The sequence below is a fragment of the Micromonospora sp. NPDC004551 genome (genome assembly GCF_040609975.1).
In the GTDB taxonomy this organism is placed as follows: Bacteria; Actinomycetota; Actinomycetes; order Mycobacteriales; family Micromonosporaceae; genus Micromonospora.
In genome coordinates this window covers 43,014-69,239 of record NZ_JBEXLM010000026.1, presented here as the reverse complement: position 1 = coordinate 69,239, position 26,226 = coordinate 43,014, and the positions used below count along the sequence as shown (strand labels likewise).

The 26,226-nt window shown below is 71.2% G+C and carries 29 protein-coding genes and 2 tRNA genes; 20 read left to right on the top strand and 11 right to left on the bottom strand.

Features of this window, described 5'->3' with window-relative positions; genetic code table 11:
- The first annotated feature begins 520 nt into the window (after positions 1-520).
- From dnaA to ABZW14_RS26035, 6 genes are all read left to right on the top strand, one after another.
- A complete protein-coding gene (dnaA, locus tag ABZW14_RS26060; RefSeq protein WP_355351237.1) occupies positions 521-2,350 on the top strand; it encodes a chromosomal replication initiator protein DnaA in 1,830 nt (609 codons plus the stop codon).
- Between the two features lie 306 nt (positions 2,351-2,656).
- Entirely contained in the window at positions 2,657-2,902 is a 246-nt protein-coding gene (locus ABZW14_RS26055) for a hypothetical protein (protein ID WP_355351235.1), read from the top strand.
- 211 nt (positions 2,903-3,113) lie between these two features.
- The gene (gene dnaN, locus ABZW14_RS26050; RefSeq protein ID WP_355351233.1) at positions 3,114-4,247 is read left to right on the top strand and encodes a DNA polymerase III subunit beta; all 1,134 of its coding nucleotides are present in this window, start codon (positions 3,114-3,116) and stop codon (positions 4,245-4,247) included.
- A 40-nt stretch (positions 4,248-4,287) separates the two neighbouring features.
- The gene (gnd, locus tag ABZW14_RS26045; RefSeq protein WP_091264918.1) at positions 4,288-5,160 is read left to right on the top strand and encodes a phosphogluconate dehydrogenase (NAD(+)-dependent, decarboxylating); all 873 of its coding nucleotides are present in this window, start codon (positions 4,288-4,290) and stop codon (positions 5,158-5,160) included.
- A 16-nt stretch (positions 5,161-5,176) separates the two neighbouring features.
- Entirely contained in the window at positions 5,177-6,310 is a 1,134-nt protein-coding gene (gene recF, locus ABZW14_RS26040) for a DNA replication/repair protein RecF (protein ID WP_355351231.1), read from the top strand.
- A gap of 94 nt (positions 6,311-6,404) precedes the next feature.
- Positions 6,405-6,911, top strand: coding sequence for a DciA family protein (locus ABZW14_RS26035; protein ID WP_355351297.1), 507 nt, complete (start codon positions 6,405-6,407; stop codon positions 6,909-6,911).
- On the opposite strand, the gene ABZW14_RS26030 is transcribed toward ABZW14_RS26035, so the two are convergent.
- The gene (locus ABZW14_RS26030) at positions 6,902-7,135 is read right to left on the bottom strand and encodes a hypothetical protein (protein WP_355351229.1); all 234 of its coding nucleotides are present in this window, start codon (positions 7,133-7,135) and stop codon (positions 6,902-6,904) included. The two genes, ABZW14_RS26035 and ABZW14_RS26030, sit on opposite strands and share 10 nt — an antisense overlap.
- A gap of 100 nt (positions 7,136-7,235) precedes the next feature.
- On the opposite strand from ABZW14_RS26030, the gene ABZW14_RS26025 reads away from it, so the two are divergent.
- Positions 7,236-7,730 carry a MarR family transcriptional regulator gene (locus ABZW14_RS26025; RefSeq protein ID WP_355351227.1) on the top strand — a complete coding sequence of 165 codons (495 nt, stop codon included), beginning with the start codon at positions 7,236-7,238 and terminating at the stop codon, positions 7,728-7,730.
- Here the strand turns inward: ABZW14_RS26025 and ABZW14_RS26020 are convergent.
- Positions 7,715-8,269, bottom strand: a complete 555-nt coding sequence (locus ABZW14_RS26020) for a hypothetical protein (RefSeq protein ID WP_254341281.1) — start codon at positions 8,267-8,269, stop codon at positions 7,715-7,717. The genes ABZW14_RS26025 and ABZW14_RS26020 overlap by 16 nt on opposite strands.
- 526 nt (positions 8,270-8,795) lie before the next feature.
- Here ABZW14_RS26020 and gyrB point away from each other — a divergent pair.
- The 6 genes from gyrB (at position 8,796) to ABZW14_RS25990 (ending at position 14,825) form a co-directional block, all read left to right on the top strand.
- On the top strand, positions 8,796-10,742 hold the full coding sequence (gene gyrB / locus ABZW14_RS26015; RefSeq protein ID WP_355351225.1) for a DNA topoisomerase (ATP-hydrolyzing) subunit B: 1,947 nt from the start codon (positions 8,796-8,798) through the stop codon (positions 10,740-10,742).
- Between the two features lie 130 nt (positions 10,743-10,872).
- Positions 10,873-13,398, top strand: a complete 2,526-nt coding sequence (gyrA, locus tag ABZW14_RS26010; protein WP_355351223.1) for a DNA gyrase subunit A — start codon at positions 10,873-10,875, stop codon at positions 13,396-13,398.
- Positions 13,399-13,401: 3 nt separating this feature from the next.
- Entirely contained in the window at positions 13,402-14,310 is a 909-nt protein-coding gene (locus ABZW14_RS26005) for a DUF3566 domain-containing protein (RefSeq protein ID WP_355351221.1), read from the top strand.
- A gap of 147 nt (positions 14,311-14,457) precedes the next feature.
- Positions 14,458-14,531, top strand: a tRNA-Ile gene (locus tag ABZW14_RS26000).
- 44 nt (positions 14,532-14,575) lie between these two features.
- Entirely contained in the window at positions 14,576-14,704 is a 129-nt protein-coding gene (locus tag ABZW14_RS25995; protein ID WP_208818042.1) for a DLW-39 family protein, read from the top strand.
- 45 nt (positions 14,705-14,749) lie between these two features.
- Positions 14,750-14,825 (top strand) — tRNA-Ala (locus ABZW14_RS25990).
- Positions 14,826-14,975: 150 nt separating this feature from the next.
- On the opposite strand, the gene ABZW14_RS25985 is transcribed toward ABZW14_RS25990, so the two are convergent.
- Entirely contained in the window at positions 14,976-15,200 is a 225-nt protein-coding gene (locus tag ABZW14_RS25985) for a hypothetical protein (RefSeq protein ID WP_355351219.1), read from the bottom strand.
- A 527-nt stretch (positions 15,201-15,727) separates the two neighbouring features.
- Here ABZW14_RS25985 and ABZW14_RS25980 point away from each other — a divergent pair.
- Positions 15,728-16,249, top strand: coding sequence for a hypothetical protein (locus tag ABZW14_RS25980; protein ID WP_355351217.1), 522 nt, complete (start codon positions 15,728-15,730; stop codon positions 16,247-16,249).
- A gap of 314 nt (positions 16,250-16,563) precedes the next feature.
- Here ABZW14_RS25980 and ABZW14_RS25975 read toward each other — a convergent pair whose 3' ends face one another.
- Complete coding sequence (locus ABZW14_RS25975; protein WP_355351215.1) at positions 16,564-17,055, bottom strand: hypothetical protein; 492 nt, start codon at positions 17,053-17,055, stop codon at positions 16,564-16,566.
- Between the two features lie 73 nt (positions 17,056-17,128).
- On the opposite strand from ABZW14_RS25975, the gene ABZW14_RS25970 reads away from it, so the two are divergent.
- From ABZW14_RS25970 to ABZW14_RS25955, 4 genes are all read left to right on the top strand, one after another.
- Positions 17,129-17,458 carry a metalloregulator ArsR/SmtB family transcription factor gene (locus tag ABZW14_RS25970; protein WP_355351213.1) on the top strand — a complete coding sequence of 110 codons (330 nt, stop codon included), beginning with the start codon at positions 17,129-17,131 and terminating at the stop codon, positions 17,456-17,458.
- A complete protein-coding gene (locus ABZW14_RS25965) occupies positions 17,458-18,192 on the top strand; it encodes a cation transporter (RefSeq protein ID WP_355351211.1) in 735 nt (244 codons plus the stop codon). Before ABZW14_RS25970 ends, ABZW14_RS25965 begins: the two co-directional genes overlap by 1 nt.
- A 96-nt stretch (positions 18,193-18,288) precedes the next feature.
- Positions 18,289-19,254 (top strand): aminoglycoside phosphotransferase family protein, encoded by a 966-nt coding sequence (locus tag ABZW14_RS25960; RefSeq protein ID WP_355351209.1) that lies wholly within the window; start codon positions 18,289-18,291, stop codon positions 19,252-19,254.
- Between the two features lie 37 nt (positions 19,255-19,291).
- Entirely contained in the window at positions 19,292-19,645 is a 354-nt protein-coding gene (locus ABZW14_RS25955) for a hypothetical protein (RefSeq protein WP_355351207.1), read from the top strand.
- Between the two features lie 4 nt (positions 19,646-19,649).
- Here ABZW14_RS25955 and ABZW14_RS25950 read toward each other — a convergent pair whose 3' ends face one another.
- Positions 19,650-20,240 carry a dienelactone hydrolase family protein gene (locus ABZW14_RS25950; RefSeq protein WP_355351205.1) on the bottom strand — a complete coding sequence of 197 codons (591 nt, stop codon included), beginning with the start codon at positions 20,238-20,240 and terminating at the stop codon, positions 19,650-19,652.
- A 63-nt stretch (positions 20,241-20,303) separates the two neighbouring features.
- Between ABZW14_RS25950 and ABZW14_RS25945 the strand changes: the two genes are divergently transcribed.
- The gene (locus tag ABZW14_RS25945; RefSeq protein ID WP_355351203.1) at positions 20,304-20,903 is read left to right on the top strand and encodes a helix-turn-helix domain-containing protein; all 600 of its coding nucleotides are present in this window, start codon (positions 20,304-20,306) and stop codon (positions 20,901-20,903) included.
- Here the strand turns inward: ABZW14_RS25945 and ABZW14_RS25940 are convergent.
- From ABZW14_RS25940 to ABZW14_RS25930, 3 genes are read right to left on the bottom strand one after another with little or no spacing between them, the layout of a single operon-like run.
- Entirely contained in the window at positions 20,897-21,154 is a 258-nt protein-coding gene (locus ABZW14_RS25940) for a hypothetical protein (protein WP_355351201.1), read from the bottom strand. The two genes, ABZW14_RS25945 and ABZW14_RS25940, sit on opposite strands and share 7 nt — an antisense overlap.
- 49 nt (positions 21,155-21,203) lie before the next feature.
- Positions 21,204-22,094 carry an aminoglycoside phosphotransferase family protein gene (locus ABZW14_RS25935; protein WP_355351295.1) on the bottom strand — a complete coding sequence of 297 codons (891 nt, stop codon included), beginning with the start codon at positions 22,092-22,094 and terminating at the stop codon, positions 21,204-21,206.
- Positions 22,095-22,145: 51 nt separating this feature from the next.
- Entirely contained in the window at positions 22,146-22,697 is a 552-nt protein-coding gene (locus ABZW14_RS25930; RefSeq protein ID WP_355351199.1) for a hypothetical protein, read from the bottom strand.
- Between the two features lie 74 nt (positions 22,698-22,771).
- On the opposite strand from ABZW14_RS25930, the gene ABZW14_RS25925 reads away from it, so the two are divergent.
- Entirely contained in the window at positions 22,772-23,719 is a 948-nt protein-coding gene (locus ABZW14_RS25925) for an L-threonylcarbamoyladenylate synthase (RefSeq protein ID WP_355351293.1), read from the top strand.
- A 4-nt stretch (positions 23,720-23,723) separates the two neighbouring features.
- Here the strand turns inward: ABZW14_RS25925 and ABZW14_RS25920 are convergent, their stop codons facing one another.
- From ABZW14_RS25920 to ABZW14_RS25910, 3 genes are all read right to left on the bottom strand, one after another.
- On the bottom strand, positions 23,724-24,185 hold the full coding sequence (locus ABZW14_RS25920; RefSeq protein WP_355351198.1) for a GNAT family N-acetyltransferase: 462 nt from the start codon (positions 24,183-24,185) through the stop codon (positions 23,724-23,726).
- Positions 24,186-24,226: 41 nt separating this feature from the next.
- A complete protein-coding gene (locus ABZW14_RS25915; protein ID WP_355351196.1) occupies positions 24,227-25,726 on the bottom strand; it encodes a protein kinase in 1,500 nt (499 codons plus the stop codon).
- A 157-nt stretch (positions 25,727-25,883) separates the two neighbouring features.
- Positions 25,884-26,174, bottom strand: a complete 291-nt coding sequence (locus ABZW14_RS25910; protein WP_355351194.1) for a hypothetical protein — start codon at positions 26,172-26,174, stop codon at positions 25,884-25,886.
- Positions 26,175-26,226 lie beyond the last annotated feature (52 nt).

Genomic DNA, 26,226 nt, shown 5'->3' with positions numbered 1-26,226 from the left:
GGTGGTCCAGGCCACCTCGGCGGTGGCCTCCGATCGGTGCTGCCCGGCGGCGCGGGGCCCCGGCGGTGCGGGGAGGTGACCGCGGACAGCAAGCACCCATCACCCTAGCAGAGGGCGACAGAGCAGCCCCTCCAGCCTACGCAGGGGGGCAATGACCGTCAAACCTCACACCCCGACCGTGACCAGCGCCGGAATCGCGACCGAAGGGGCGGTTTTCACTGATGTTGACAAGGCTGCCCCGGCGTCGACGGTTGATGGCGCGGGGTCCGCGCTGTTAGCGTGCCCGATTGCGGTCAGCGTCGGGGGTCTCGGTTGTCGCTGACCGGCAAGACCGGACAAGGTAGTGAATCGTTCGGCACGGTGAACCCGCTTCAGCGCCTCCGGGAACCAGGGGGCAGGTCCGACCCACGTCCGGTGGGCGGCCACAATCGGTCGGTACACAGGCTGTGGATAACTTGTGGATGACGACCGGTCAGCCGTCCGGGCGGGCGTGAGGAGAGGCGAGGGGGGTGGCACGACGGTGACCGGAGCGACCGACCTTGCCGCGGTGTGGACGGCGACGACCGACGAACTCGCCGACGAGATCATCTCCGCGCAGCAGCGGGCGTACCTCCGGCTGACCCGGCTACGGGCGATCGTCGAGGACACCGCGCTGCTCTCGGTGCCGGACGCCTTCACCCGGGACGTGATCGAGTCCCGCCTCCGCCCGGCCATCACCGAGGCGTTGAGCCGCCGGCTCGGTCGGCCCATCCAGGTCGCCGTCACCGTGCGCGTCGCCGAGGACCCGGGCGGCCGACCGGCCGGCACCGTCTACCGCGCCAACCCGGAACCCGTCGCCGAGCCCGACGGCCATGCGGATCTGCTCACCGGCTTCGACCAGCCCCGTCCGGCCGACGCCCCGCCCGGCTTCCCCGAACTGGGTTTCCCCCCGGCCCGGCCGGAGTCCCCCGCGTACGCCGATCCGCGTCCGGAGCCGCCCGCCGAGGAGCCGGCCCCCCGGCAGCGCACCGCCGACGGCACCCGGCCGCAGCTCATCCCGGCCAGCCGGGACGGGCAGGACACGCTGTTCAGCGCCGCCTTCGCCGAGCCGCTGCGCGCCGCCCCCGAGCGCCGCGCCTTCGACGAGCGGCCCCGGGTCGAGCCGTCCGTCCCCGACTACGAGCCCCGCTACCGCGAGGCGCCACCCGGCCCGGCTGACGCCGCGCCGCTGCGCGGCCTGCCCCGGGACGGCGCCACCGACAGCGGCCCCGGTCGCGGCGGCCCGGACCACCGCCCGGGCGGTCAGGTCGACCGGCGGATGCCCGGTGGGGCCGAGGGCGGCGGCAACCGGCTCAACCCGAAGTACATGTTCGAGACGTTCGTCATCGGCTCGTCCAACCGCTTCGCCCACGCGGCGAGCGTCGCGGTGGCCGAGTCGCCGGCGAAGGCGTACAACCCGCTCTTCATCTACGGCAGCTCCGGGTTGGGCAAGACCCACCTGCTGCACGCCATCGGGCACTACGCCACGACGCTGGGCAACGCCCGCTCGGTCCGGTACGTCTCGACCGAGGAGTTCACCAACGACTTCATCAACTCGCTGCGCGACGACAAGACCAGTGCGTTCCAGCGTCGCTACCGCGACGTGGACATCCTCCTGATCGACGACATCCAGTTCCTGGAGAACCGGGAGCGGACCCAGGAGGAGTTCTTCCACACCTTCAACACCCTGCACAACGCCAACAAGCAGATCGTGATCACCTCCGACCGCTCGCCGAAGCAACTGGCGACGCTGGAGGACCGGCTGCGGACCCGCTTCGAGTGGGGGCTGCTCGCCGACATCCAGCCGCCGGACCTGGAGACCCGCATCGCGATCCTGCAGAAGAAGGCGGCGCAGGAGCGGCTGTTCGCCCCGCCGGACGTGCTGGAGTTCATCGCCTCCCGGGTGTCGAACTCGATCCGGGAACTGGAGGGGGCGCTGATCCGGGTCACCGCGTTCGCCAGCCTCACCCGCTCGTCGGTGGAGCTGTCGCTGGCCGAGGAGGTGCTGCGGGACTTCATCCCGGACGGCGCCGGCCCGGAGATCACCGCCGACCAGATCATGGTCTCCACGGCGGACTACTTCGGTGTGAGCCTCGAGGACCTGCGTGGCCACTCCCGGTCCCGGGTGCTGGTCAACGCCCGCCAAGTGGCCATGTACCTGTGCCGGGAGCTGACCGACCTGTCGCTGCCCCGGATCGGCCAGGCGTTCGGTGGGCGGGACCACACCACCGTCATGCACGCCGACCGGAAGATCCGCCAGCAGATGGCGGAACGGCGCTCGCTCTACAACCAGATCGCCGAGCTGACCAACCGGATCAAGCAGACCACCTGATCCGTACGCGGACGCGACGCCCGGCCGGGTCTCCACCGGCCGGGCTTTTTCGTGCCCTGTGGAGACCCGGCGCTTGACCCTCGACCAGGTTCAGGACCCAGGATCTGAGTCGTGTTCATCCACACCTCGGCCCGGTTGTCCACATCCCCTGTTCCACAGACGGTGGAAAACCACGCTCGGTCTCCGCCCGGTTACCCACAGACTGTGGACAAACCCTGGGGACGAGGCTGTGGACGCCTGGGGATGACGATCCCGTCGTCCACCGACGACGGTCGGCCTGTGGGCGGCCTGTTGAAGGTTCTGGGGATGACGACGATCGACGCCGTCGGCGCTGTCCACAACACTGGGGAGAAACCCGGTGGATTAGCGGTGGACAACCGGTGGACAGCCGTGGAAAACCCGGCGCCCGGCGAGGGCTGTGGACCGCGACACGACTTGTACCCCTGGTTCTCCACAGCGAAACCACCGGTGGATAACCTGTCTGACCTGCGCGGACGCCAGTTCTCCACAGTTTGCACAGGTGCGATGAAGACGATGAGTTATCTCTTCTAAACAACAAAAACCAATCATCACCGTTGGACTTCCTGTGGATCGGGCCGGAGCACTGCCGCCGGCAGTCGCCCGGGCACCTGGATCCACGGGGTCGGGCGCACAGCCGATGCCCACGCGCCCTAAGGTGCGATGGGTACCCGCACGGTCGGGCGGGACGGGTGGCAGCGGTCGGCATGAGAGAGTTGTCGCTGACGTCGACGCGGAGGCATTGATGAAGTTCCGAGTGGAGCGCGACGCGCTCGCCGAGGCGGTCGCGTGGACCGCCAAGAGCCTGCCCAACCGACCTTCCGTACCGGTGCTGGCCGGGGTGATGCTCCGGGTCACCGACGGCAACCTCCAGGTCTCCGGCTTCGACTACGAGGTCTCCAGCCAGGTCACGGTCGAGGTGCAGGGTGACGCCGACGGCGCCGCCCTGGTCTCCGGCCGGCTGCTCGCCGAGATCACCAAGGCGCTCCCGGCCAAGCCGGTGGACATCGCCGCCGTCGGCGCGCACCTGGAGCTGGTCTGCGGCAGTGCCCGGTTCACCCTGCCGACGATGCCGGTCGAGGACTATCCGACCCTGCCGGAGATGCCGGAGAGCGCCGGCACGGTCGACGCGGTCGCCTTCGCCGCCGCCGTGGCCCAGGTGGCCGTCGCCGCGGGTCGCGACGAGACGCTGCCGATGATGACCGGCGTCCGGATCGAGCTCTCCGGCAGCACGCTGGCCATGCTCGCCACCGACCGCTACCGCCTCGCCCTGCGCGAGATGGAGTGGAACCCGGACGACCCGGAGATCAGCCTCAACGCGCTGGTGCCGGCCCGCACGCTGCACGACACCGCCAAGGCCCTCGGCCCGCTCGGCGGCCACGTGACCATGGCGCTGTCCCAGGGCGGCGCCGGTGAGGGCATGATCGGCTTTTCCGGCGGCACCCGCCGGACCACCAGCCGCCTGCTCGACGGGGCCAACTACCCGCCGGTGCGCTCGCTCTTCCCGGCCAGCCACAACGCGGAGGCGCGGGTCCCGGTCGCCACGCTCATCGAGGTGGTCAAGCGGGTGGCGCTGGTCGCCGAGCGCACCACCCCGGTGCTGCTCAGCTTCAGCTCCGACGGCCTGGTGGTCGAGGCCGGCGGCACCGAGGAGGCCCGGGCCAGCGAGGCCATGGAGGCGACCTTCACCGGCGATCCGCTGACCATCGGCTTCAACCCGCAGTACCTGATCGACGGCCTGACCAACCTTGGCGCCCAGCACGCCCAGCTGGCGTTCGTCGACGCCTTCAAGCCCGCGGTGATTTCGCCCGCGGGCGAGGATGGCGAGGTCATCCCGGGGTACCGGTACCTCATCATGCCGATCCGCGTGTCCCGCTGATCGACGGCAGCACCACCCAGACGTACGGAGGTAGGAGCAGATGCAGCTCGGCCTGGTAGGACTCGGCCGGATGGGCGGCAACATGCGCGAGCGGTTGCGCGCCGCCGGTCACGAGGTGGTCGGTTACGACCGCAACGCGGAGCTGAGCGACGTCGCGAGCCTCGCGGAGCTGGCCGACAAGCTGGAGTCGCCCCGCGCGGTCTGGGTGATGGTCCCGGCCGGCGTCACCGACGCCACCATCGACGAGCTCGCCGGTGTCCTCGGCGAGGGCGACATCATCATCGACGGCGGCAACTCCCGGTTCAGCGACGACGCCCCGCGTGCCGAGCGCCTCAACGAGCAGGGCATCGGCTACATCGACGTCGGCGTCTCCGGCGGCGTCTGGGGCAAGCAGAACGGCTACGCCCTGATGGTCGGCGGCGCCCAGGAGCACGTCGGGCGGCTGATGCCGATCTTCGAGGCGCTCAAGCCCGAGGGCGAGTTCGGCTTCGTGCACGCCGGCCCGGTCGGCGCCGGCCACTACGCCAAGATGGTCCACAACGGCATCGAGTACGGCCTGATGCACGCCTACGCCGAGGGCTACGAGCTGCTGGCCGCCTCCGAGCTGGTGACCAACGTGCCGGGCGTCTTCAAGTCTTGGCGCGAGGGCACGGTGGTCCGGTCCTGGCTGCTCGACCTGCTCGACCGGGCGCTGGACGAGGACCCGGAGCTGGCCGAGCTGAGCGGCTACACCGAGGACACCGGCGAGGGCCGCTGGACGGTCGACGAGGCGGTCCGGCTGGCCGTGCCGCTGAACGTCATCACCGCCTCGCTGTTCGCCCGGTTCGCCTCCCGGCAGGACGACTCGCCCGCCATGAAGGCCGTCGCCGCGCTGCGTCAGCAGTTCGGCGGCCACGCCGTCCGCAAGCGCTGACCGGCATCCACAGCCTGTGTACGTCCGCCGGCTTGAACTGGTCGACTTCCGCTCCTACGAGCGGGTCGGCGTCGACCTTGAGCCGGGTCCGAACGTGCTGGTCGGCGCGAACGGCGTCGGCAAGACCAACCTGGTCGAGGCGTTGGGCTACGTGGCGACCCTGGATTCGCACCGGGTCGCCACGGACGCCCCGCTGGTCCGGATGGGCGCCACCTCGGCGGTGATCCGCTGCGCCGTGGTGCACGAGGGCCGGGAGCTGCTGGTCGAGCTGGAGATCGTTCCGGGCAAGGCCAACCGGGCCCGGCTGGGCCGCTCACCGGCCCGCCGGGCCCGGGACGTGCTCGGCGCGCTGCGGCTGGTGCTCTTCGCCCCGGAGGACCTGGAACTGGTCCGCGGTGACCCGGCCGAGCGCCGCCGCTACCTGGACGACCTGCTGGTCACCCGCCAGCCCCGGTACGCCGGCGTGCGCGCCGACTACGAGCGGGTGGTGAAGCAGCGCAACGCGCTGCTGCGGACGGCGTACCTGGCCCGGAAGACGGGCGGCTCGCGGGGCGGGGACCTGTCCACCCTCGCCGTCTGGGACACCCACTTGGCGCACCACGGCGCGGAGCTGCTCGCCGGCCGGCTGGAGCTGGTCGCCGCGCTGACCCCGCACGTGGCGAAGGCGTACGACGCGGTGGCGGCGGGCCGGGGCGCCGCGGGGATCGCGTACCGGCCGTCGGTGGAGCTGCCCGAGTCGACCACCGACCGGGCGGCGCTGGTCGAGGCGCTCGCCGCCGCGCTGACCGCGAACCGGTCGGCGGAGGTCGAGCGGGGCACCACGCTGGTCGGTCCGCACCGGGACGACCTGGCCCTGACCCTCGGCCCGCTGCCCGCCAAGGGCTACGCCAGCCACGGCGAGTCCTGGTCGTACGCGCTGGCGCTGCGGCTGGCCGGATACGACCTGCTGCGCGCCGACGGGATCGAGCCGGTGCTGGTGCTGGACGACGTGTTCGCCGAGCTGGACGCCGGCCGGCGGGAGCGGCTGGCCGAGCTGGTGGGCGGCGCGAGCCAGCTCCTGGTGACCTGCGCGGTGGACGACGACGTGCCGGCGACCCTGCGGGGCACCCGGTACGCGGTGGGCGAGGGGACGGTACGCCGTGTCGGATGAGGTGCAGCTCCCGCCCGCACGGCTGGGGCCGGGACGCGGTGGGCGTACCCCTGAGGGGCCGGAAGCGAAGCCGGGCGGCGAGGCCGGCGCGGACCTGCCGGAGGGTGCGTCCGGGCCGGAGCTGGCCCGGGCGGTGCTGGACGCGGCGAAGGCCCGCCGGCAGGCGGCCGGCACCCGGCGGCGCAGCGCGGTCCGCGGCGACGGTGAGAAGCGGTTGCGCGGCTACTCGGGCCCGGGGCCGGACCCGCGCGACCCGCAGCCGCTCGGCGCGGTGCTGGACAAGCTGGTCAAGGCACGCGGCTGGCAGCAGCCCGCCGCCGAGGCGACGGTCTTCGGCGCCTGGGAGCGGGTGGTCGGGCCGGAGGTGGCGCAGCACAGCCGCCCGGTGAAGCTGGAGAACGGCGAGCTGACCGTGGAGGCCCGCTCGACCGCGTGGGCCACCCAGCTGCGGCTGCTCGCCGCCTCGCTGCTCAAGCAGATCGCCAGCGAGGTGGGCCACAACGTGGTGCGGAAGCTGCACATCCACGGCCCGGCCGCGCCCTCGTGGTCGCGTGGCCCGCGCCGGGTGCGGGGGCGTGGCCCCCGCGACACCTACGGCTGACCGTCGGCGCGGCGTGCCTCCCGCCGGGCGCGCTTGAGCTCCCGCTGCTCGCGGCTCCACTGCTTGCGACGCTCCAGGTCCTGCTTCCACGCCTCGCGGGCCAGCCGTGAGCCGCCCTGCACGGCGCCCTGAACCTGGGAGGGGCCGGCGAGGTTGCGGAACACCCAGCCCATCAGCCGGCCGCCCTTGCCGGAGGCGTCGCCCACCTGCTCGTCGTCGCTCATCCGCCCGCCCTCTCCCTCGCCGACCGCGTACTGTTGGCGTGCAAACAATTGGTACACCAATCATTGGTACGATCGCAACCCGACGACGAGGAGGACGAGCGTGGCCGACCAGCTCGACGGCGATCCCCTGGCGCTGGAGCAGCAGGTGTGCTTCGCGCTCTCGGTCGCCGCGCGCGGCGTCGTCGCGGTCTACCGCCCGCTGCTGGAACCCATGGGGCTGACCCACCCGCAATACCTGGTCATGCTGGCGCTGTGGCAGCACGCGCCGCTGTCGGTGCGGGAACTGAGCCGGCTGCTCCAGCTCGACCCGGGCACCCTGTCGCCGCTGCTCAAGCGGCTCGAAGCCGCCGGTTACGTGCGGCGCGAGCGGGACGCGTCGGACGAGCGCAGCCTCGCGGTGTCGCTCACCGCCAGCGGGCAGGCCCTGCGGGCGCAGGCCGAGCGGATCCCGCCGGCGATCGTGCAGCGACTCGGCCTGCCGCTGGCGGACCTGCGGCACCTGCACACGGTGCTCACCGAGGTGATCGCGGCCGCCAACCGGGCCACGGCGGCGGGGCCCGGCGAGGCCGGGCAGCCGGGTCAGGCGTCGGCGTAGACCGCGAAGCCGCGCTCGGCGCAGCGCCGGTAGAAGGCGGCGAGCACGCTCAGCTCGGCGCAGGTGAAGTTCCACTGCGGCGGCTCGCCGCTCTCGTCGCGCAGCTTGTCCAGCCGGCTGTCGAGCCAGCGGAGCTGCTGTTCGGCCAGGCGCCCGTCGCCGAGCAGCGAGCGCAGTACCTCGCTGACCGACTCGAAGGTCACCGCCTCACCGAACGGGCGGTGCCGGGCGACGAACTTCTCCAGACCCTCCGCGATCCAGGAGCAGCCGTCCGGGTCGATCACCGGGTCCTCGTCCTCGGCCGAGTTCTCCGTGGCGTAGAGCACATTTTCCAGGCCGAGGATGAGGTCGACCAGCTCCGTGTAGGCGGTCGCGCGCACCGTGCCGGTCTTCGCGATCAGCTCGGCGAGCGCGGCGGTGGGTGCGGAGATGCGTGGCATGTCCACGATCTCGCCGAAGTCGACGAACTCGGCCGGCGCGACCGGATCGTAGAAGCGGCCGGTCCGCGGCCAGTGCACCGCGACGTTGTCCAGCCCCATCTGGCGTCACCTCTCAGCAAGCAACTTGTCCGACCGATCGGGTCGATCGTCCCGGTTCCGGCCGTGAAAGATCAAGACCGCAGGTGGCGGCGCCGCAAAAGGTACGGCACGGCAGGTCCCGCCGCGACCCCCGGTCGGTCACCCGCCCCCGCCGATCCGGTGCCGGTCGCGCCCTCGATCAGGCCCGTGTGTGTAGGGGGAGTCGCGGACAGCGCGATTCGGGCTCCTACGGCAATCTCAGCCGCCCCGCAGGGGGTGCCGAGTGGCGGTTTGGTCGGCTCCGCAGAGTAAGATTGACGGCGAGACGAATGACCCGACACGGAGCGGCGGACAGGGGCCCCAGGGCCCTTGATCATTGTCCCGCATCGGGTCGAGCCGATCGCGATCCGCGGGCAACCGCGGCGACCGGCGTGTGCGATCCGTGACCTGGACATCCGGGGACCGGTCCGTGCGCGCCGACGTCGCGTCTGTCCGCCGAACCCGCGCCCCGCGCCCTGGCGCGGCCGGTGCGAGAAAGTGGCCGAGGGTGGCAGCGGAGGACAACAAGAAGTACGGCGCCGAGTCGATCACCGTTCTCGAGGGCCTGGAGGCGGTCCGGAAGCGGCCCGGTATGTACATCGGGTCCACCGGTGAACGCGGCCTTCACCACCTCGTGTGGGAGGTCGTCGACAACGCCGTCGACGAGGCGCTGGCCGGCTACTGCGACACCATCGACGTGGTGCTGCTGGCCGACGGCGGCGTCCGGGTCACCGACAACGGGCGCGGCTTCCCGGTCGACCTCCACCCCAAGCTGAAGAAGCCGGGTGTCGAGGTCGCGCTGACCGTGCTGCACGCGGGCGGCAAGTTCGACGGCAAGGCGTACGCGGTCTCCGGCGGCCTGCACGGCGTCGGCGTGTCGGTGGTGAACGCCCTCTCCACCAAGATGGCCGTGGAGATCCACAAGGACGGCTTCGTCTGGCGGCAGGAGTACCACCACTCCAAGCCGACCCCGCTGGAGAAGGGTGAGCCGACCGACCGGACCGGCTCGGCGGTCTCCTTCTGGCCCGACCCCGACGTGTTCGAGACCGTCGACTTCGACTTCCAGACCATCTACCGGCGCCTCCAGGAGATGGCCTTCCTCACCCGCGGCCTCACCATCCACCTGCTCGACGAGCGGGTCGCCGACGGCGAGGAGGGCAAGCCGCGCGAGGTGACCTTCCACTACGAGGGCGGCATCGCCGACTTCGTCCGGCACCTCAACGCCTCGAAGAACCCGATCCACAAGACGGTGGTCGAGTTCGGGGCCGAGGAGGAGGGCATGTCGGTCGAGATCGCCATGCAGTGGAACGAGTCGTACGGCGAGTCGGTCTACACCTTCGCCAACAACATCAACACCCACGAGGGTGGCACCCACGAGGAGGGCTTCCGGGCCGCGCTGACCAGCGTGGTCAACCGCTACGGCGCGGAGAAGAAGCTGCTCAAGGGCGACGAGAAGCTCTCCGGCGAGGACATCCGCGAGGGCCTTGCCGCGATCATCTCCGTCAAGCTGACCAACCCGCAGTTCGAGGGCCAGACCAAGACCAAGCTGGGCAACACCCCGGTCAAGAGCTTCGTGCAGCGGGTCTGCAACGACCGGCTGGTCGACTGGTTCGACCGGAACCCGGCCGAGGCGAAGACCATCATCCAGAAGGCGTCGCAGGCGGCCCGGGCCCGGATCGCCGCCCAGCAGGCGCGCAAGCTGGCCCGGCGCAAGTCGCTGCTGGAGTCGGGCTCGATGCCGGGCAAGCTGGCCGACTGCCAGTCCACCGACCCGCGCGAGTCCGAGGTGTTCATCGTCGAGGGTGACTCCGCCGGCGGCTCGGCCAAGCAGGGGCGCGACCCGCGTACCCAGGCGATCCTGCCGATCCGCGGCAAGATCCTCAACGTGGAGAAGGCCCGGATCGACCGGGTGCTGAAGAACAACGAGGTCCAGGCGCTCATCACGGCGCTGGGCACCGGCATCCACGACGACTTCGACATCGAGAAGCTGCGCTACCACAAGATCGTGCTGATGGCCGACGCCGACGTCGACGGCCAGCACATCCAGACGCTGCTGCTCACGCTGCTCTTCCGCTTCATGCGGCCGCTGGTCGAGCTGGGGCACGTCTACCTGGCCGCCCCGCCGCTCTACAAGATCAAGTGGAACAAGAAGGGCGACGACGCGCAGTACGCGTACTCGGACCGGGAGCGGGACGGGCTCATCGCGCTGCGCCAGCAGAAGAAGCCCAACGCCCGGCCGGACGACATCCAGCGGTTCAAGGGTCTCGGCGAGATGAACTACCCCGAGCTGTGGGAGACCACGATGAACCCGGCCACCCGCACCCTGCGCCAGGTGACGCTCGACGACGCCGCGACCGCCGACGAGCTGTTCAGCGTCCTGATGGGCGAGGACGTCGAGGCGCGCCGGTCCTTCATCCAGCGCAACGCCAAGGACGTGCGGTTCCTGGACATCTGACGGGCCGCGCCGGGCCGGCCGGAGATCCACCGGCAGGCCCGGCGGTCCACAGAGTTATCCACAGTCTGGCCGGTATCCACAGCCGTTATCCACAGCACGAAAACGACTCTGAGTCTGATAAGGGTTAACAGTGACCGATACTCCCGAGTCCACGCCGAACGAGCCGGAGACCCCGGAGACACTGGCCGCGGTCGTCGCGCACGACCGGATCGAGCCGGTCGGGCTCGAGGTCGAGATGCAGCGCTCGTACCTCGACTACGCGATGAGCGTGATCGTCGGGCGGGCGCTGCCGGATGTCCGGGACGGGCTCAAGCCGGTCCACCGCAAGATCCTCTACGCCATGTTCGACTCCGGCTACCGGCCGGACCGCGGCTACGTGAAGTGCTCCCGCGTCGTCGGTGACGTGATGGGCCAGTTCCACCCCCACGGCGACTCCGCCATCTACGACGCGCTGGTCCGGATGGCGCAGCCCTGGTCGCTGCGCTACCCCCTGGTCGACGGCAACGGCAACTTCGGCTCGCCGGGCAACGACCCGGCCGCGGCCATGCGGTACACCGAGTGCAAGCTCGACCCGCTCGCCATGGAGATGCTCCGGGACATCGACGAGGACACCGTCGACCTCCAGGACAACTACGACGGCCGGGCCAAGGAGCCCACGATCCTGCCGTCCCGCATCCCCAACCTGCTGATCAACGGCTCCGAGGGCATCGCGGTCGGCATGGCCACCAAGATCCCGCCGCACAACCTGCGCGAGATCGGCGCGGCCGTGCAGTGGTGCCTGGAGAACCCGGAGGCCGACGAGGCCACCACCCTCGAGGCGCTGCTGGAGATCGTCAAGGGCCCGGACTTCCCGACCCACGGCCTGATCGTCGGCCAGTCCGGCATCCAGGACGCGTACCGGACCGGGCGCGGCTCGATCCGGATGCGTGCCGTGGTCGAGGTCGAGGAGGACAAGCGCGGCCGGCCGGCGCTCGTGGTCAGCGAGTTGCCCTACCAGGTCAACCCGGACAACCTGGCCGAGCGCATCGCTGAGCTGATCAAGGAGGGCAAGCTCGGCGGGATCGCCGACATCCGCGACGAGTCCTCCGGGCGCACCGGCATGCGGATCGTGCTCGTGCTCAAGCGCGACGCGGTCGCCAAGGTGGTGCTGAACAACCTCTACAAGCACACCCAGCTCCAGGAGACCTTCGGCGCCAACATGCTGGCGCTGGTCGACGGCGTGCCGCGCACGCTCAACCTGGCCCAGTTCATCCGCTACTACGTCGAGCACCAGATCGAGGTCATCCGCCGGCGGACCGCCTTCCGGCTGCGCAAGGCCGAGGAGCGGGCGCACATCCTGCGCGGTCTGGCCAAGGCGCTGGACGCGCTCGACGAGGTGATCGCCCTGATCCGGCGCTCGCCCACGGTGGAGGACGCCCGCCAGGGCCTCATCCGGCTGCTGGAGATCGACGAGGTCCAGGCGACCGCGATCCTGGACATGCAGCTGCGCCGGCTGGCCGCCCTGGAGCGGCAGCGGATCCTGGACGACCTGGCCAAGCTCGAACTGGAGATCGCCGATCTCAAGGACATCCTGGCCAAGCCCGAGCGGCAGCGGCGGATCGTCTCCGAGGAGCTGGGCGAGATCGTCGCCAAGTGGGGCGACGACCGGCGCACCAAGATCGTGCCGTTCGACGGCGAGGTCTCGATGGAGGACCTCATCGCCCGCGAGGACGTCGTCGTCACGATCACCCGCACCGGGTACGCCAAGCGCACCAAGGTCGATCTCTACCGCTCGCAGCGGCGCGGCGGCAAGGGCGTCAGCGGGGCGACGCTGCGACAGGACGACATCGTCAGCCACTTCTTCGTATGCTCCACCCACGACTGGATCCTGTTCTTCACGAACAAGGGCCGGGTCTACCGGGCCAAGGCCTACGAGCTTCCCGAAGCCAGTAGGGTGGCCAAGGGCCAGCACGTGGCCAACCTGCTCGCCTTCCAAGCGGACGAGCAGATCGCGCAGATCATCGAAATCCCGAACTACCAGGTGGCGCCCTACCTGGTACTGGCCACGAAGAACGGCCTGGTGAAGAAGACGCGACTCGAGGAGTTCGACTCCAACCGTTCCGGCGGAGTCATCGCGATCAACCTGCGCGATGAGGACGAGCTGGTCGGTGCTGCCCTCGTCGCCCCGACCGACGACCTGCTGCTGGTCTCGAAGAACGCGCAGGCCATCCGCTTCAACGCCAGCGACGAGGCGCTGCGCCCGATGGGCCGGGCCACCTCGGGTGTGATCGGCATGCGGTTCAGCGAGGAGGATGTCCTCCTGGCGATGGAGGTCGTCCGCGAGGGCATGGAAATGGACGTGCTGGTCGCGACCAACGGGGGATACGCGAAACGTACCCCGATCGAGGAATACCCGGTCCAGGGCCGGGGAGGTAAGGGCGTGCTGACTGCGAAGATCACCGAGCGACGCGGTGGTCTGGTCGGTGCGGTGGTGATCAGCCCGGACGACGAACTGTTCGCCATCACCAGCAACGGTGGCGTCATCCGGACTCCGGTGAAGCCTGTACGCCGTACGCGTGACCGGAACACAATGGGGGTCAAGCTGATGGACCTCCCGGACGGCGTGACTATCGTGGCGATTGCTCGCAATGCCGACGAGCCTGACGAACAGGACTAGTTGATGACGGAGACACAGGCGAAGTCGGGGAACAAGGGGACCTCGGCCAACCCGGTCGACGAGGAGGCCGCACAGGGCGGTACACCAGCGACCGGCCGCGCGGCCGTGGGCCGGGCCACCGTCCCCGCCGACGCGCCTGCCCCGAAGTTCACCCGGGCCCCCGGCATGACTCCGCCGCCGGACAAGCCCGGCGAGGACTCGCGGTCCTCCGACCAGGCCGAGACCAAGGTCGACGCCCCGACGTCGGCCGACGGCCTGGCCGCCCCGGCCGCGGCGAAGCCCGCCACGGCCCAGCAGCCGGCCACCCCGGCGGCGGCCGCCCGGCCGTCCACCGGCACCACCGGCACCCAGCCGCGCGTCGGCGGCGGGCTGGGCACCGCGCCCAAGCCGTCGCCGGACGGCGCCCGTCCCGGCGCCACGGGCCGCCCCGCGAACGGCGGCGGCCTGCCGCCGGGCATCAGCGGCGCGGCGGCCGTCGGAGCCGCCCGCGTGGGTGAGGCGGTACGCGCCGCGCGTACCTCGGTCAGCTCGGCCGCGTCGCGCGGACCGCGCCGGGCCCGGCTGAACCTCAAGCGGATCGACCCGTGGTCCGTGATGAAGTTCGCGTTCGCGGTCTCCGTGGTGCTCTTCATCGTGGTGGTCGTCGCCACCTCGGTGCTCTACCTGGCGCTGGACGCCATGGGCGTTTTCAAGAGCGTCAACGACAGCCTGACCGACCTGGTGAACGCCGGCGGCGGCCAGGGCAGCGGGGGCTTCCGGATCACGGCCAAGGGCGTGATTCTCAGCTCCGCACTGATCGGTCTGGTGAACGTCGTGCTGTTCACCGCGCTGGCCACGCTGGGTGCGTTCGTCTACAACGTCTGCGCCGACCTGGTCGGCGGGATCGAGCTGACGCTCGCCGAGCGGGACTGACCCGAACGACGCCGGGGCACCGCGGAAAGCGGTCGCCCCGGCGTCGCATGTCCGGGTAGTTTCATGGTGGCGCGGGTGAGCGCGCCGCCACGGCCCCCCGATTTGGGAGCCACGGCGGCGATGGGTTAACCTTGCTCGTCGCTACGCGGGGCTATAGCTCAGTCGGTTAGAGCGCAGAGCTGATAACTCTGAGGTCGCTGGTTCGATTCCAGCTAGCCCCACCGCACATCGTCCGACGGTAGTCGAGCGCGAGGGGTCAAAGCCCATGTTCAAGAAGCTCCTGATCCTGGCCGGCGTCGTCGGCGTGGCCGCCGTCGTGGCCAAGAAGATCAAGGCCTCGAACGACGAGCGCGCGCTCTGGCACGAGGCGACCACCGCGCCCGACCTGCGCTGACCGCGCCTCCTCGGACTGCCAGCACCGGGCGAATCCGCCCACCTCGGGGCCCTAGCTCAACTGGCAGAGCACTGCCTTTGCAAGGCAGGGGTTAGGGGTTCAAGTCCCCTGGGCTCCACCAATACCGCCTCTGAACTGCGGCGCGACACGCCGCAAGATCGTCGGGACCACATCGGGACCACATTACCGATGGTCCCGGTGACCGAGGGCGGCCCGCAGCACGTCACCCACGACACCGCGCCGACGCTCTCGGCGTGGCCAGAGATCCGCTCTACGACTCCAGATTCAAACCCAGCGAGCCTGGCAGGCTGCGGATGAAGTCGGCGCGTTCGGGCTGCGCTGCCGCAACGCGCTCCAACAGGTCACGGAACTCTTGGCGTTCGTCGGAGCTCATCTCGCCGAACAGGTATGCGATCTCTTCCAGCGTATTCAAGGCGATGCGCTCTACATCCCGGCCCGACTCGACGAATTCAACCATCGCGACCATTGCTGTCACGAGGGCCCTCGTCAGGTGGTCGACAAGCACTGGTGCCCCTCCGCATTCCGATGCAGCGCCCTCAGCGCTCCCATCGAGGGATCAGAGGGTCTACGTCAGCATGTCGTACAGCCATCGGTACAGCCAAGACAGCCTGCAAGCGCCGACGATGCCCGACAACGACGGACGGGCTGACCAGGAGCGAAGCCACCCGACCAGCCATCCGCGATCTCCTTCCAATCCCAAGGCCGCCGTCTGGCCGTGCAGTCCGCATCCAGTCCGCAAGAGGTCGACGGATGGCGGGGGAGTGATGGGAGATGCCGAGAGGTGTTTCCGCTGCTAAACCCGCATGCCCAGGTTGTCTGAGCCGGAAACTTGATCTCATAATCCCTCGGTCGCCACGCCGAGCCCTGAGGACCACCATTGAGACTCGTCCGGTAGGGCGCTCCACCTGGTCCCCGTCCGGGGCGGCTGGACGGTCTGGCGACTGCCCGACGAGGACATCCGCCAGGACCAACGAACGCCGGCACTTGTCTTACTCTCACCCCATGCCGCAACAGGTCTTAGCCCGCGCCGCCGTAGCAGGGCTGGTGCTTGTCGGTGTTGTGGCGCTGTGTGGTCCGAGGGTGCAGGAATTCACGAAGAAGGCCGGCCCGCTTGAGGAGATCGCGTGCACAGAAAGCGACCACCGGTTGGCCGAGCAGGTGACACGAGATCCTGTGCTGACCTCGCCTCCGCTCGGCACCACCCTCGACCGCATCGGACAGCTCCCCTGCGGCGATGAGAGTGACCGATGGGGGCGTGTTAGTGCGGACATCGGCTTGCCGCCGGGCACGACGATGGACCCGATTCTCACTCACTACCGCACCTTGTTAACAGCGGGTCATTGGAGAATCTCGCCCGAACCAGGACAGACAAACCTGTTCTGCGCCGATCGTGTTATCAACGGGCAACAGGTCCGTCTGCTCCTCGGGTATGGGCGGGCTATGCCAGGTCCTCACACCTACGGGGAGCTTGGGATTGAGATCAGCTTTCTACCCGGTGGTGAAGACCTTGGCTGCCAGAGATGACGACATGCCCCGGCTGTACAGCCATCCGTACAGCCAAGCCGGCTGACCAACCCGGTCATGAGCGGACGCGAGCTGACGTGACGAGCAGGTCAACGGCATCGGTCGGCATCAGCCGACAGCAGTCTTGATCTTTGCAAGGCAGGGGTGGCAGGGGTGCGTCCGACAAGATCATCGGGACCACATTGGGACCACCTGAGGCCGCAAACAGGTGTCAGGCAACGGAAGTCAATCGGACATGACAGCAGGTCAAAGGACGCCTACACCCCCGATGTATCATGATCGCGCTTTCCCCTGGGCTCCACCAGCAATTCCTATCAGCTCTTCATGTTCCGCATGACGATGATCTGAGGGCCACCTTCCACGCCGTAGAACCACCACGTCCCCTTCGGGGCGGACGGAAGGGTTCCGCGGAGCAGGTGTAACACGGCCTGCCCGAGCTCGATCACCGGCGCCGTCTCCACTGTGTCGCGCCGCAGTTCGATCACGTCGTCGCCCAGCGCCGTCCAGCCTGCCACCTCTGACGCTGTGACACGCCCTCGCTGCGCCAGTCTCCGGTTCGCCTCCTCGATCAGGTGCAGAAGCAGGTCGAGTCGAGTACCACGCCAGGCCGCGTCGACAAGGAGGCCGAGGTCCGTCACGACCGCACTCACGCGAAGTTGATGGATCACGTCCGCGAAGGTTGCTGAGCGCCGGTCAGCCGCCATCTCTTCCGCCACCACAACGCTCTGGCCGAGCAGGACGGCAAGGCTGTCGCTGAGCGCCCAGAAGCCGGATCCGTTGAACTCGACGAAACACGTCTTACTCACCGCGCCTCCCTCGTACCAGATACCAGAAGGTACAGCCTCCGATGAATACAGCGGATGCTGTATTGTCACGGAGGTGGAGACGTTGACCCACGGAGAGGTTCTCGCCCGGTTCGGCCACGCACTGTCCGATCCCACCCGAGCACGGTTGCTCCTGGCGCTGCGTGACGCTCCGGGCTATCCGGCGGACCTGGCCGACCTGGTGGGCACGACCCGCCAGAACCTGTCCAACCACCTCGCCTGCCTGCGCGGCTGCGGTCTGGTCGTGGCGGTGCCCGAGGGCCGGCGGACTCGCTACGAGCTGACCGACGTACGGCTGGCGCACGCCCTGGGTGATCTGTTGAGCCTGGTCCTGACGGTCGACCCGATGGTGTGCGCGGACGCCGACGAGAAGGACTGCTGCTGATGTCCGCCCCGCTGCTCCGGATCCAGCCCGGGGGCCTCGCCGCCAGACGGGCTGTGCTCGCGCGCCGGATACGGCTACTGGTGGCCGCGACGATCACCTACAACGTGATCGAGGCGGTGGTGGCGATCACGGCCGGTGCCGCCGCCTCCTCCACCGCCTTGATCGGCTTCGGCCTCGATTCGGTCATCGAGGTGTCCTCGGCGGCCGCCGTGGCGTGGCAGTTCGCCGGCCGTGATCCCGAGGCGCGGGAGAAGGTGGCGCTGCGGATCATCGCCGTGTCGTTCTTCGCGCTGGCCGCGTACGTCACCGTGGAGTCCGTGCGTGCGCTGGCCGGCGACGGGGAGGCCGAGCACTCCACCGTGGGCCTGATCCTGGCCGCCCTTTCGCTGCTGATCATGCCGGTGCTGTCCTCCGCGCAGCGGCGGGCCGGGCGGGAGTTGGGTTCCCGGTCGGCGGTGGCCGACTCCAAGCAGACCCTGCTCTGCACCTACCTGTCGGCCGTGCTGCTCGTCGGCCTGGGCCTCAACAGCCTGTTCGGCTGGTCCTGGGCCGATCCGCTGGCCGCGCTGGTCATCGCCGCGGTGGCGGTCAAGGAGGGCCGGGAGGCATGGCGCGGCGACACCTGCTGCGCGGTGCCGGTCGGCGGTGCCAATTCACTGACCGTCCAGGCGGAGGAGACCGACGCCTGCGGGTGCCGCCCCGGCTGCTCCTGCTGTTCCGGAGCGGCGAAGTGACCTTCCAGCGCATGCCGGAGGCGGTACGGGTGGGTTCATGAGGACGTCGATCGAAACCGCCTTGCCGGGCGGGCTGCCGGCTGCGACGCTCGGGTCGTGATCGACAAGCCCGGCATCGACGAGCGGTTGCTGGCGGCCGAGGTGGCCGCCGCCTGGGCCGTCGACGTCACCGACCTCGTGTTCCTGCCGCTCGGGCTCGACGGGCGCGCGTGGGCGTACCGGGTGGACACCTCCGACGGCGGGCGCTACTTCCTGAAGCTGCGCCATGGCGAGTTCACCCCGGCGGCCGTCCTGCTGCCCGGCTTCCTCCGGGCGCACGGCGTCCGGCATGTCGTGGCGCCGATCGACCCGCCGGACGGCGGGGCCGGTCGCGGGTTCGGGGATCACCGGCTGCTGCTCTACCCGTTCCACGACGGCGGCAGCCTGTGGGGTCACGGCCTCACCGACCGCCAGTGGATCGAGTACGGCGAGTTCCTGCGCCGGCTGCACGCGGTCACGCCGACCGCCGACGTCGCCGCGGTCCTGCCGGTCGAGACCTACCGGTCGAGCGCCGGCGAGCGGCTGCGGGTGCTCGGCGAGCAGGCTGCGGCGAGCGAAACCCTCAGCGCCTTCTGGGGCCGGTACGGTGCCGCGTTGCACCGGTTGTCGGAGACGGTCGACGACCTCGCCGCCCGCGTGCCGCGCGGCCGACACGTCATCTGCCACGCCGACATCCACCCCGGCAACCTGATCGCCGACGGCGACGGTCCCCTGCACGTCGTGGACTGGGACGCCCCGATTCTCGCGCCGCGCGAGCGGGACCTGATGTTCGTCCACAGCCAGGACTTCGGCGACCACCCGATCAACGCACGCCGGGCCGAACTGTTCCGCCGAGGTTACGGGCCGCTGGAACCGGACCCGACCTTGCTGAGCTACTACCGCGCCGAACGGCACCTCGACGACGTCGCCGTGTTCCTGGACAGCATCCTCAATTCCCGAGCAAGCCCGGAATCCCGCGCCAACGACCTGCACTGGCTGACCCGCATAGCCGAGACCGTCGCCGACCCGGGCTACGCGGCCTGACCCCCTGCCCGGACGGGCGCGCGTCTAGTCTGAGCCGATGATCGAGGACCGGAAGCGGCCGTCGCGGGTCAGCGGCTTCCGGGCCTGCCTGATCGGCGGCGCCTTCTTCCTGGCGTTGCTGGCGATCCTCCGGCCGATCACCCGTTTCGAGGACTGCCCGAACTACGGGGGTAACGGCAACGCGAGCGCGTTCGCGAACCCCGCGTGGGACTTCTATCTGACGCTGCTGCTGTTCGGCTGGGTGTCCCTGGTCGTCGTGGAGCAGACGCTGCCGGTCACCTGGCGCGGACGTGGTGGCGCGGATGTCGCGCTCCGGGCGGTCGGCGCGATCTCGCTGGCGACGGTCGCGTCGTGCGGCCTCTTCGTCAACGTGGTGGTGCTGTGCCACTGACCGGTCAGCCCAGCCGATCGAGGAACTCCCGCGAACGACGCAGCACGAGAGCCGTCGCGTCCGCGTCGTAGGACGGCAGCGAGCTGTCGGTGAACAGGTGGACCTCGCCCGGGTAGACGAACAGCTCGCCACGTTCGGGCCCGACGATCCCGACCAGCTCGCGGGCGGAGTCGATGTCGCCCTCCAGCGCGAAGAACGGGTCCTGGTCCATGCCGTGGATCTGCACGGGAACGCCGTCCGGCCACGGGCCGACGGCCCACTCGCCGGTGACCGGCAGGCAGGACTCGTAGAGCAGGGCGCCGCGAGCGCCGGGCCGGGTCTGGGCGAGCCGCTGCGCGGTGGCGGCCCCGAAGGAGAGGCCCGCGTAGACGAGGTCCTTCGGCAGGTCGGCCACGACCCGGTCGGCGCGCTCGTCGAGCACCGCGCCGCCGATGCGCTTCGTCAGCGCGGCGCCCTCCTCGAGGGTCGCCGGCCGCTCGCCGTCGAACAGGTCGGGGGTGTGCACGGTGTGCCCGCCGGAGCGCAGCTGGTCGGCGAAGGCGCGGACGCCGTCGGTGAGCCCCTGGATGTGGTGGAAGAGAACGATCTCGGCCATCTCTAGACTCCTGTCATCGAACCAGAGTGATCGAATGATCCAGAATTCTAGAACGGTCGAGAAATGTCGGTCAATCAGCAGATCCCGGATTACGACCTCGACGAGATGCTCGTGGTCACGGCGCCCGAGCAGCTGCGCGCCCTGGCCGACCCGCTGCGCGGAACCCTGCTGGAGCTGGTCCTGGAGCGGGCCGCCACGGTCAACGAGATGGCGCGGGCGGTCGACCGTCCGAAGAGCAGCGTGGCGTACCACGTGAACCTGCTCGTCGACGCCGGCCTGCTCCGGGTGGTGCGGACGCGGCGCGTACGGGCCATCGAGGAACGGTTCTACGGCCGGGTCGCCCGTACCTTCTACGTGGGCGTGCTCAACCGGCCGGAGGACAAGCAGGTCGTGGCGGGCATGAACGGCCTCGCCCAGGCGGCCGCCGAGGCCGCCGCGGCCCACGCCGCCGACGAGCTGCGGTGCACGCTCGTCCACGCCCGCATCCCGATCGAGGAGGTGCGGACGTTCTGGGCGGAGGTCCAGGCCCTCGCCCGCCGCTTCTCCCAGATCCCCCGCGCCGGCGACCAGGTGTACGGCTTCGCCGCCGGCCTCTATCCCACCGACGCGCCCACCCTGCCCGGCACCGAGCCGGACCCCGCCGACCGGCTCGACGGTCAGTAGTGGTGGGCCGCGTCGTACAGCACGTCGGCGACGAGCTGCCAGGACGGCTGGGCCGGCCCGGCCCGGCCCGCCCGGCGCTGGAGGCGTACCCGGTCGCGGAGCTGGGTGGCGCAGGCCGCCAGGAAGCGGTCGAGTTCCAGGTTCACCACGGCGTCCGGGGCCCGGGCCACTTCGTCGGCTAGCCACTGCAACCAGGTGACCAGATCGTCGGCGCTCTCGACGCGCTTGCGCGGGCGGTCTTCGTCAGTCATCGGTCCCTCCCTCGGGCCCGCCCGTGCCGGCCGAGCACCACCACCGTTTCTACCCGCCGGCGTCGGCGAGCACCTCGCGCAGCGCGTGGGAGGTCTGCCGGACGATCCCCGGATTGGTGTCCCAGTAGTAGGGCAGGGCGACCACCGCCTGGAGCAGCGCCCAGCCCCGGCCGCGCAGCCAGGAGGCGTCGTCCACCGCCAACTCGGCACGGAACCGGGCCCGGCTGGCGCCGGCGAAGATGTTCCAGGCCGGTTGCAGGTCACAGGCCGGATCGCCGACGTTGAGCCCGCCGAAGTCGATGACGGCGGCGAGCCGGCCGTCGACCACCAGCAGGTTGCCGGGCAGCAGGTCGCCGTGCAGCCAGACGCCCGGCCCGTCCCAGGCCGGCGCGTCCAGCGACTCCTGCCAGGCGCGCAGCACCGCGGCGCCGTCGACCCGGTCGCCGAGCCGCCGCACCGCGTCGCGGACCCCCTCGTCCAGTTCCGCGAGGTCCGCACCTCGGGCTCGGGGCCGCCGAGGATACGCCCCGGCGGTGTCGATCCGCCGCATCGCCGTGATGAAGGCCGCCAGGTCGACCGCCGCCGCCTCCGGGTCGTACCGGGCGGTGGCGGCGTTCTCGCCCGGCAGCCACTCGTAGACCGACCAGTCGAAGGGGTAGCCCTCGGCGGGGCGACCCATGGCCAGCGGCACGGGCAGGGCGAGCGGCAGGTGCGGGGCGAGCCGGGGCAGCCACTCGGCCTCCTGGGCCGCCTGCCGCGTGGCCCAGCCGATCCGGGGCAGCCGCACCGCCAGGTCGTCACCGAGCCGGTAGATGTCGTGGTCCGTTCCGTACGAGGGAACGAGGCGGAGCGGGAGGTCGGTCCAGTGCGGGAACTGCCCGGCCAGCAGCCGGCGGACCAGGTCGCTGTCGGTCTGCACCTCGTCGGCGTGCATCTTCATCCGGGTCACGGCGACCATCCTGGTTCGGCCCGGTGGGGACCGCAAACGAGTTCAGTCCGCGCGGCGGCGCCAGGTCAGCGTCATGCCGAGGATCACGAGACCGGCCGGCAGGGCCGCCACCAGCAGTCCCCGCCAGAGCGCCAGCCGCAGGCGCAGGGTGAGGCCGCGGTCCGGTTCTCGGGTGACCGCGTACTGCTGGCCGGGGGCGCCGGGGTCCAGCCGGCAGGTGAGGCGGTAGCCGCCGGTGGCCGGGGCGGCGAAGGTGGCGGTCCAGGTCCAGACCGTGTCGTCGGTGGCCACCTCGGTCCACTCGACCACGTGACCCGGATCGGCGGCCGGGACCGGCCGCCCGTCAGGGCCGGTCACCCGGCACCGGTCGGCGTCCGGGGCGCTGGTCGGCCGGGTGGCCCAGACAGCGTACCGGCCGGGGTGGAGGTCGACCGTGAGGTCGTCGTAGCGCTGGCCGACGAGCCGGACCGGGAGGGGCGCCGGCTCGGCGTGCGGCGAGATGGCCCGCTGGACGGCCGGCACGGCGGTCAGCAGGCCGAGACAGCCGACCAGCACGAGGACGCCGGCCACCGTGAGCGCCACCCGCCTGCCCATGGGGGCAGGGTAGTGCGGGGCCGGCCGTTCCGGCAGGCTAGCGTCGGTGCGTGAGCACCGGATCCCCGCGCGTCCTGCCGGCCGAGAGCGGCGTCGCCGAGGCCGCCGCCGTTCTGCGCGCCGGCGGGTTGGTCGCCTTCCCCACCGAGACGGTCTACGGGCTGGGCGCGAACGCGCTGGACGCCCGGGCGGCGGCCCGGATCTTCGAGGCGAAGGCCCGCCCCGGCTTCGACCCGCTGATCAGCCACCTGGCCGACGCCGCCGACCTGCCCGGTCTGGTCGGCGCGGTGCCGCCCGCGGTGGCCGCACTGGTGGAGCGCTTCTGGCCGGGCCCGCTCACGTTGATCGTGGACCGGCCGGCGGCCATCCCGCCGATCGTCACGTCCGGTCTGGACACCATGGCCGTGCGGGTGCCCGACGAGCCGTCCGCGCGGGCGTTGATCGCCGCCGCCGGGGTGCCGGTGGCCGCGCCCAGCGCCAACCGGTTCGGGCAGCTCAGCCCCACCCGCGCCGAGCACGTGGTGGCCGGGCTGGGCGCCGCCGTGGACGTGGTGCTCGACGGCGGACCGACCCGCTGCGGGATCGAGTCGACCATCGTGGACGCCCGCGGCGAGCGGCCGGTGGTGCTCCGGCTGGGCGCGCTGCCCGTGGAGGCGCTGGTCGAGGCGGCCGGGCCGGTCGAGGTACGGCCGGGCAGCTCGGGCCAGCCGGTGGCGCCCGGGACGCTGGCCGCGCACTACGCTCCGCGTACCCCGTTGCGGCTGGGCGCGGCGGCCGAGGCGGACGGCGGCCGGCGCGGGTTCCTGGCCTTCCGGGAGCCGCCGGCGCGGGGTGACTGGGCGGCGGTGGAGGTGCTGTCGCCCGAGGGTGACCTGACGGCGGCGGCCGCGCGGCTGTTCGACGCCCTGCACCGGCTCGACGCCGCCGGGGTCACCGAGATCGTGGCCGAGCCGGTTCCCGAGGTCGGTGTCGGCCGGGCGATCAACGACCGGCTGCGGCGGGCCGCCGCCACCTGGCACTGACCGGTCAGAGGTCCAGTGCGCCGACCACCTGGTCACCGCTCGTCTCGCCGGTGAGCCGGAAGCCGAGGCGGTGGTAGAAGCGTTCCGGGCCGTGCGGGCCGGGCGCCCAGGTGACGAACATCCGGTCCGTGCCCCGGTGGCGCAACTCGTCCGCGACCGCCGCCACGGCGAACCGCCCGTAGCCCCGGCCCTGCTGGTCGGCGGCGATGTTCAGCCGCCACAGGCCGGACCGGACGTCGGCCGGGTCGTCCGGCCGCCACTGGATGTCGAGGAAGGCCATCAGGAAGCCCACCGGCCGGTCGTCGTCGACGATCAGTCGCGGCCAGGCGACGGCCGGCCGGGCGTACGCCTCGGCGAGCGACCGGGCGACGGGGGCGACCAGCCCCTCCTGGTCGGGACGGACGGCGATCGCGCAGGCGGCCAGGACGTTGTCCGGGGTGATCTGCTCCAGGCGAGGTGACGGCACGGCGGCACCCTAGCCGCCCGGCGGCACCCGGCTCGACCGGTTTAGGCCAGCTCGGCGGCGACCCGGTCGACGTCGGCGCTGAGCGCGTCGTAGCCGGCGGCGGTGAGCTTGCCGCCGCGGAGCAACTCGCTCAGCTTGTCGCGGAGCTTCTTGATCTGCTCCTGTGCCTGCTCGGTGTCCCCCTCGGCGGTCTCCTTGGCGATCGCGTCCACCTTGGCGTGCAGGTCCTTGGCCTCGTCCGGGTTCAGCTGCCCCTCCGCCACCTGCTCCTGGATCGACAGCCGCAGGGCCACGATCGGATCCCGGGGCCGGGTGGCACTCGGCGTCGCGGAGACGGACCGGGGGCTGAGCGTCGGTGTGGCGGCCGGGCGCCGCGTCTGCGGCGCGAGCGTCCGCGATCGTGACGTGGTCGGGGCCACCGTGAGCGGCACGACCGGCGCGCTCGGCGCGGCCGGGGTGGTGGCGGGCGGGGCGACCGACCGGCTGGGCTCCGCCAGCGACCTCTCGCCGTCCCCGTCGAGCAGTGTGACACCGGCCAGGGCGAGCAGCGCGAGGCCGATCAGCCCGGCGACGACCAGCAGCCGCCCGCGTCGGGACCGTGCCGCTCGGTCGCCCGGGTCCGTCGTCGGCGCGGCCGGCACGGGTGCGGGCGGCGGCGGGACCACCGCCCCGGGCTCGGCCGGTGCGGGGTCGACCGCGACGACCGCGAGCGGCGTGCCGGCGCGGGGCAGGAGGGCCGCGAGGCGCTCCCGGACCACGGCGGCGTCGGCGGGCCGGTCGGCCGGGTTCTTCGCGAGCAGTTCGGACACCAGGGCGTCGAGGTCGACGGGTACGTCCGGCCGGCGGTCCCGCAGCGGCGGGGGTGGCTCGTTGATGTGCTGGTGCAGCACGCTGAGCGGGTCACCCGCGAACGGCGGGACGCCGGCGAGCATCGCGTAGAGGGTGCAACCGAGGCCGTACAGGTCGGTGCGGGGGTCCACCGGACCGCCGAGCGCCTGCTCCGGTGACATGTACGAGCTGGTGCCGAGCTTGGTCGACGGGCCGGTGAGGGTGTTCTGCCCGGCCAGCCGGGGTAGGCGGGCGATGCCGAAGTCGCAGATCTTCACGGTGCCGGCCCGGGTGACGATGAGGTTGCCCGGCTTGATGTCGCGGTGCACGACCCCGGCGGCGTGCGCTGCGGCGATCCCGTCAGAGGTCTGGACGGCGATCGACAGCGCCTGGTCCAACGGGAGCGGACCCGCGGTGAGCAGGTCGCCGACCGTCCGTCCCTCCACCAGCTCCATGACCAGGTAGGAGCGGTCCTCCTCGGTGCCGAAGTCGTAGACGGCGACGATGTGCGGGTGGGTCAACCGGGCCGCCGTGCGGGCCTCACGGTCGAAGCGTTCCGCGGCCATCGGCTCCCGAACGCCGGCCGCCGTGAGCACCTTGATCGCGACCGGTCGGTCCAGCCGCAGGTCCCGGCCGCGCCACACCTCGCCCATGCCGCCGGTGCCCAGCAACTCCTCGGACTGGTACCGGCCGTTCAGCAGACGTCGCGACACGACGTCACCTTTTCCAGCCGGGCCCCATCCCACACCGGATGCGGGGGACGGGAGCGGGCGCTGCTCGTCGCGGACCATCCACACAAGGTAGTCAATGCATCGCTCGGCGTCCGTGAATGGCGGGCCGGCCGGCGTGCTGCCGGCCGGCCCGTTCGGGTCACGCCATCTGCTGAGCGACCTCCAGGTTGACGTAGCGGGGTTCGCCGCTGGCGAGCCGGCGCATCCGCTCGGCGTACTCCCCGGTCTCCGGGCGGCCGCTGTGCGCCATGGCCTGCTCGTAGCTGTCGAACTCGGCGACCATCACGAAGTGGCCCGGGCTGTCCCGGTCCTCGGCGAGGGTCACCCGGGCGGGCCCGGGCGACGGGTGCTCGCGTGTCCACTCCTCGCTGAGCCGGCGTACCTCGTCGGGGCGGTCGGTCTGATACTCGACGACCTGCACGAACGGCATCTCCATCACCTCCAACCGGCGGTGTTCCCACCGGTCCGCCGTCCATGTCGCC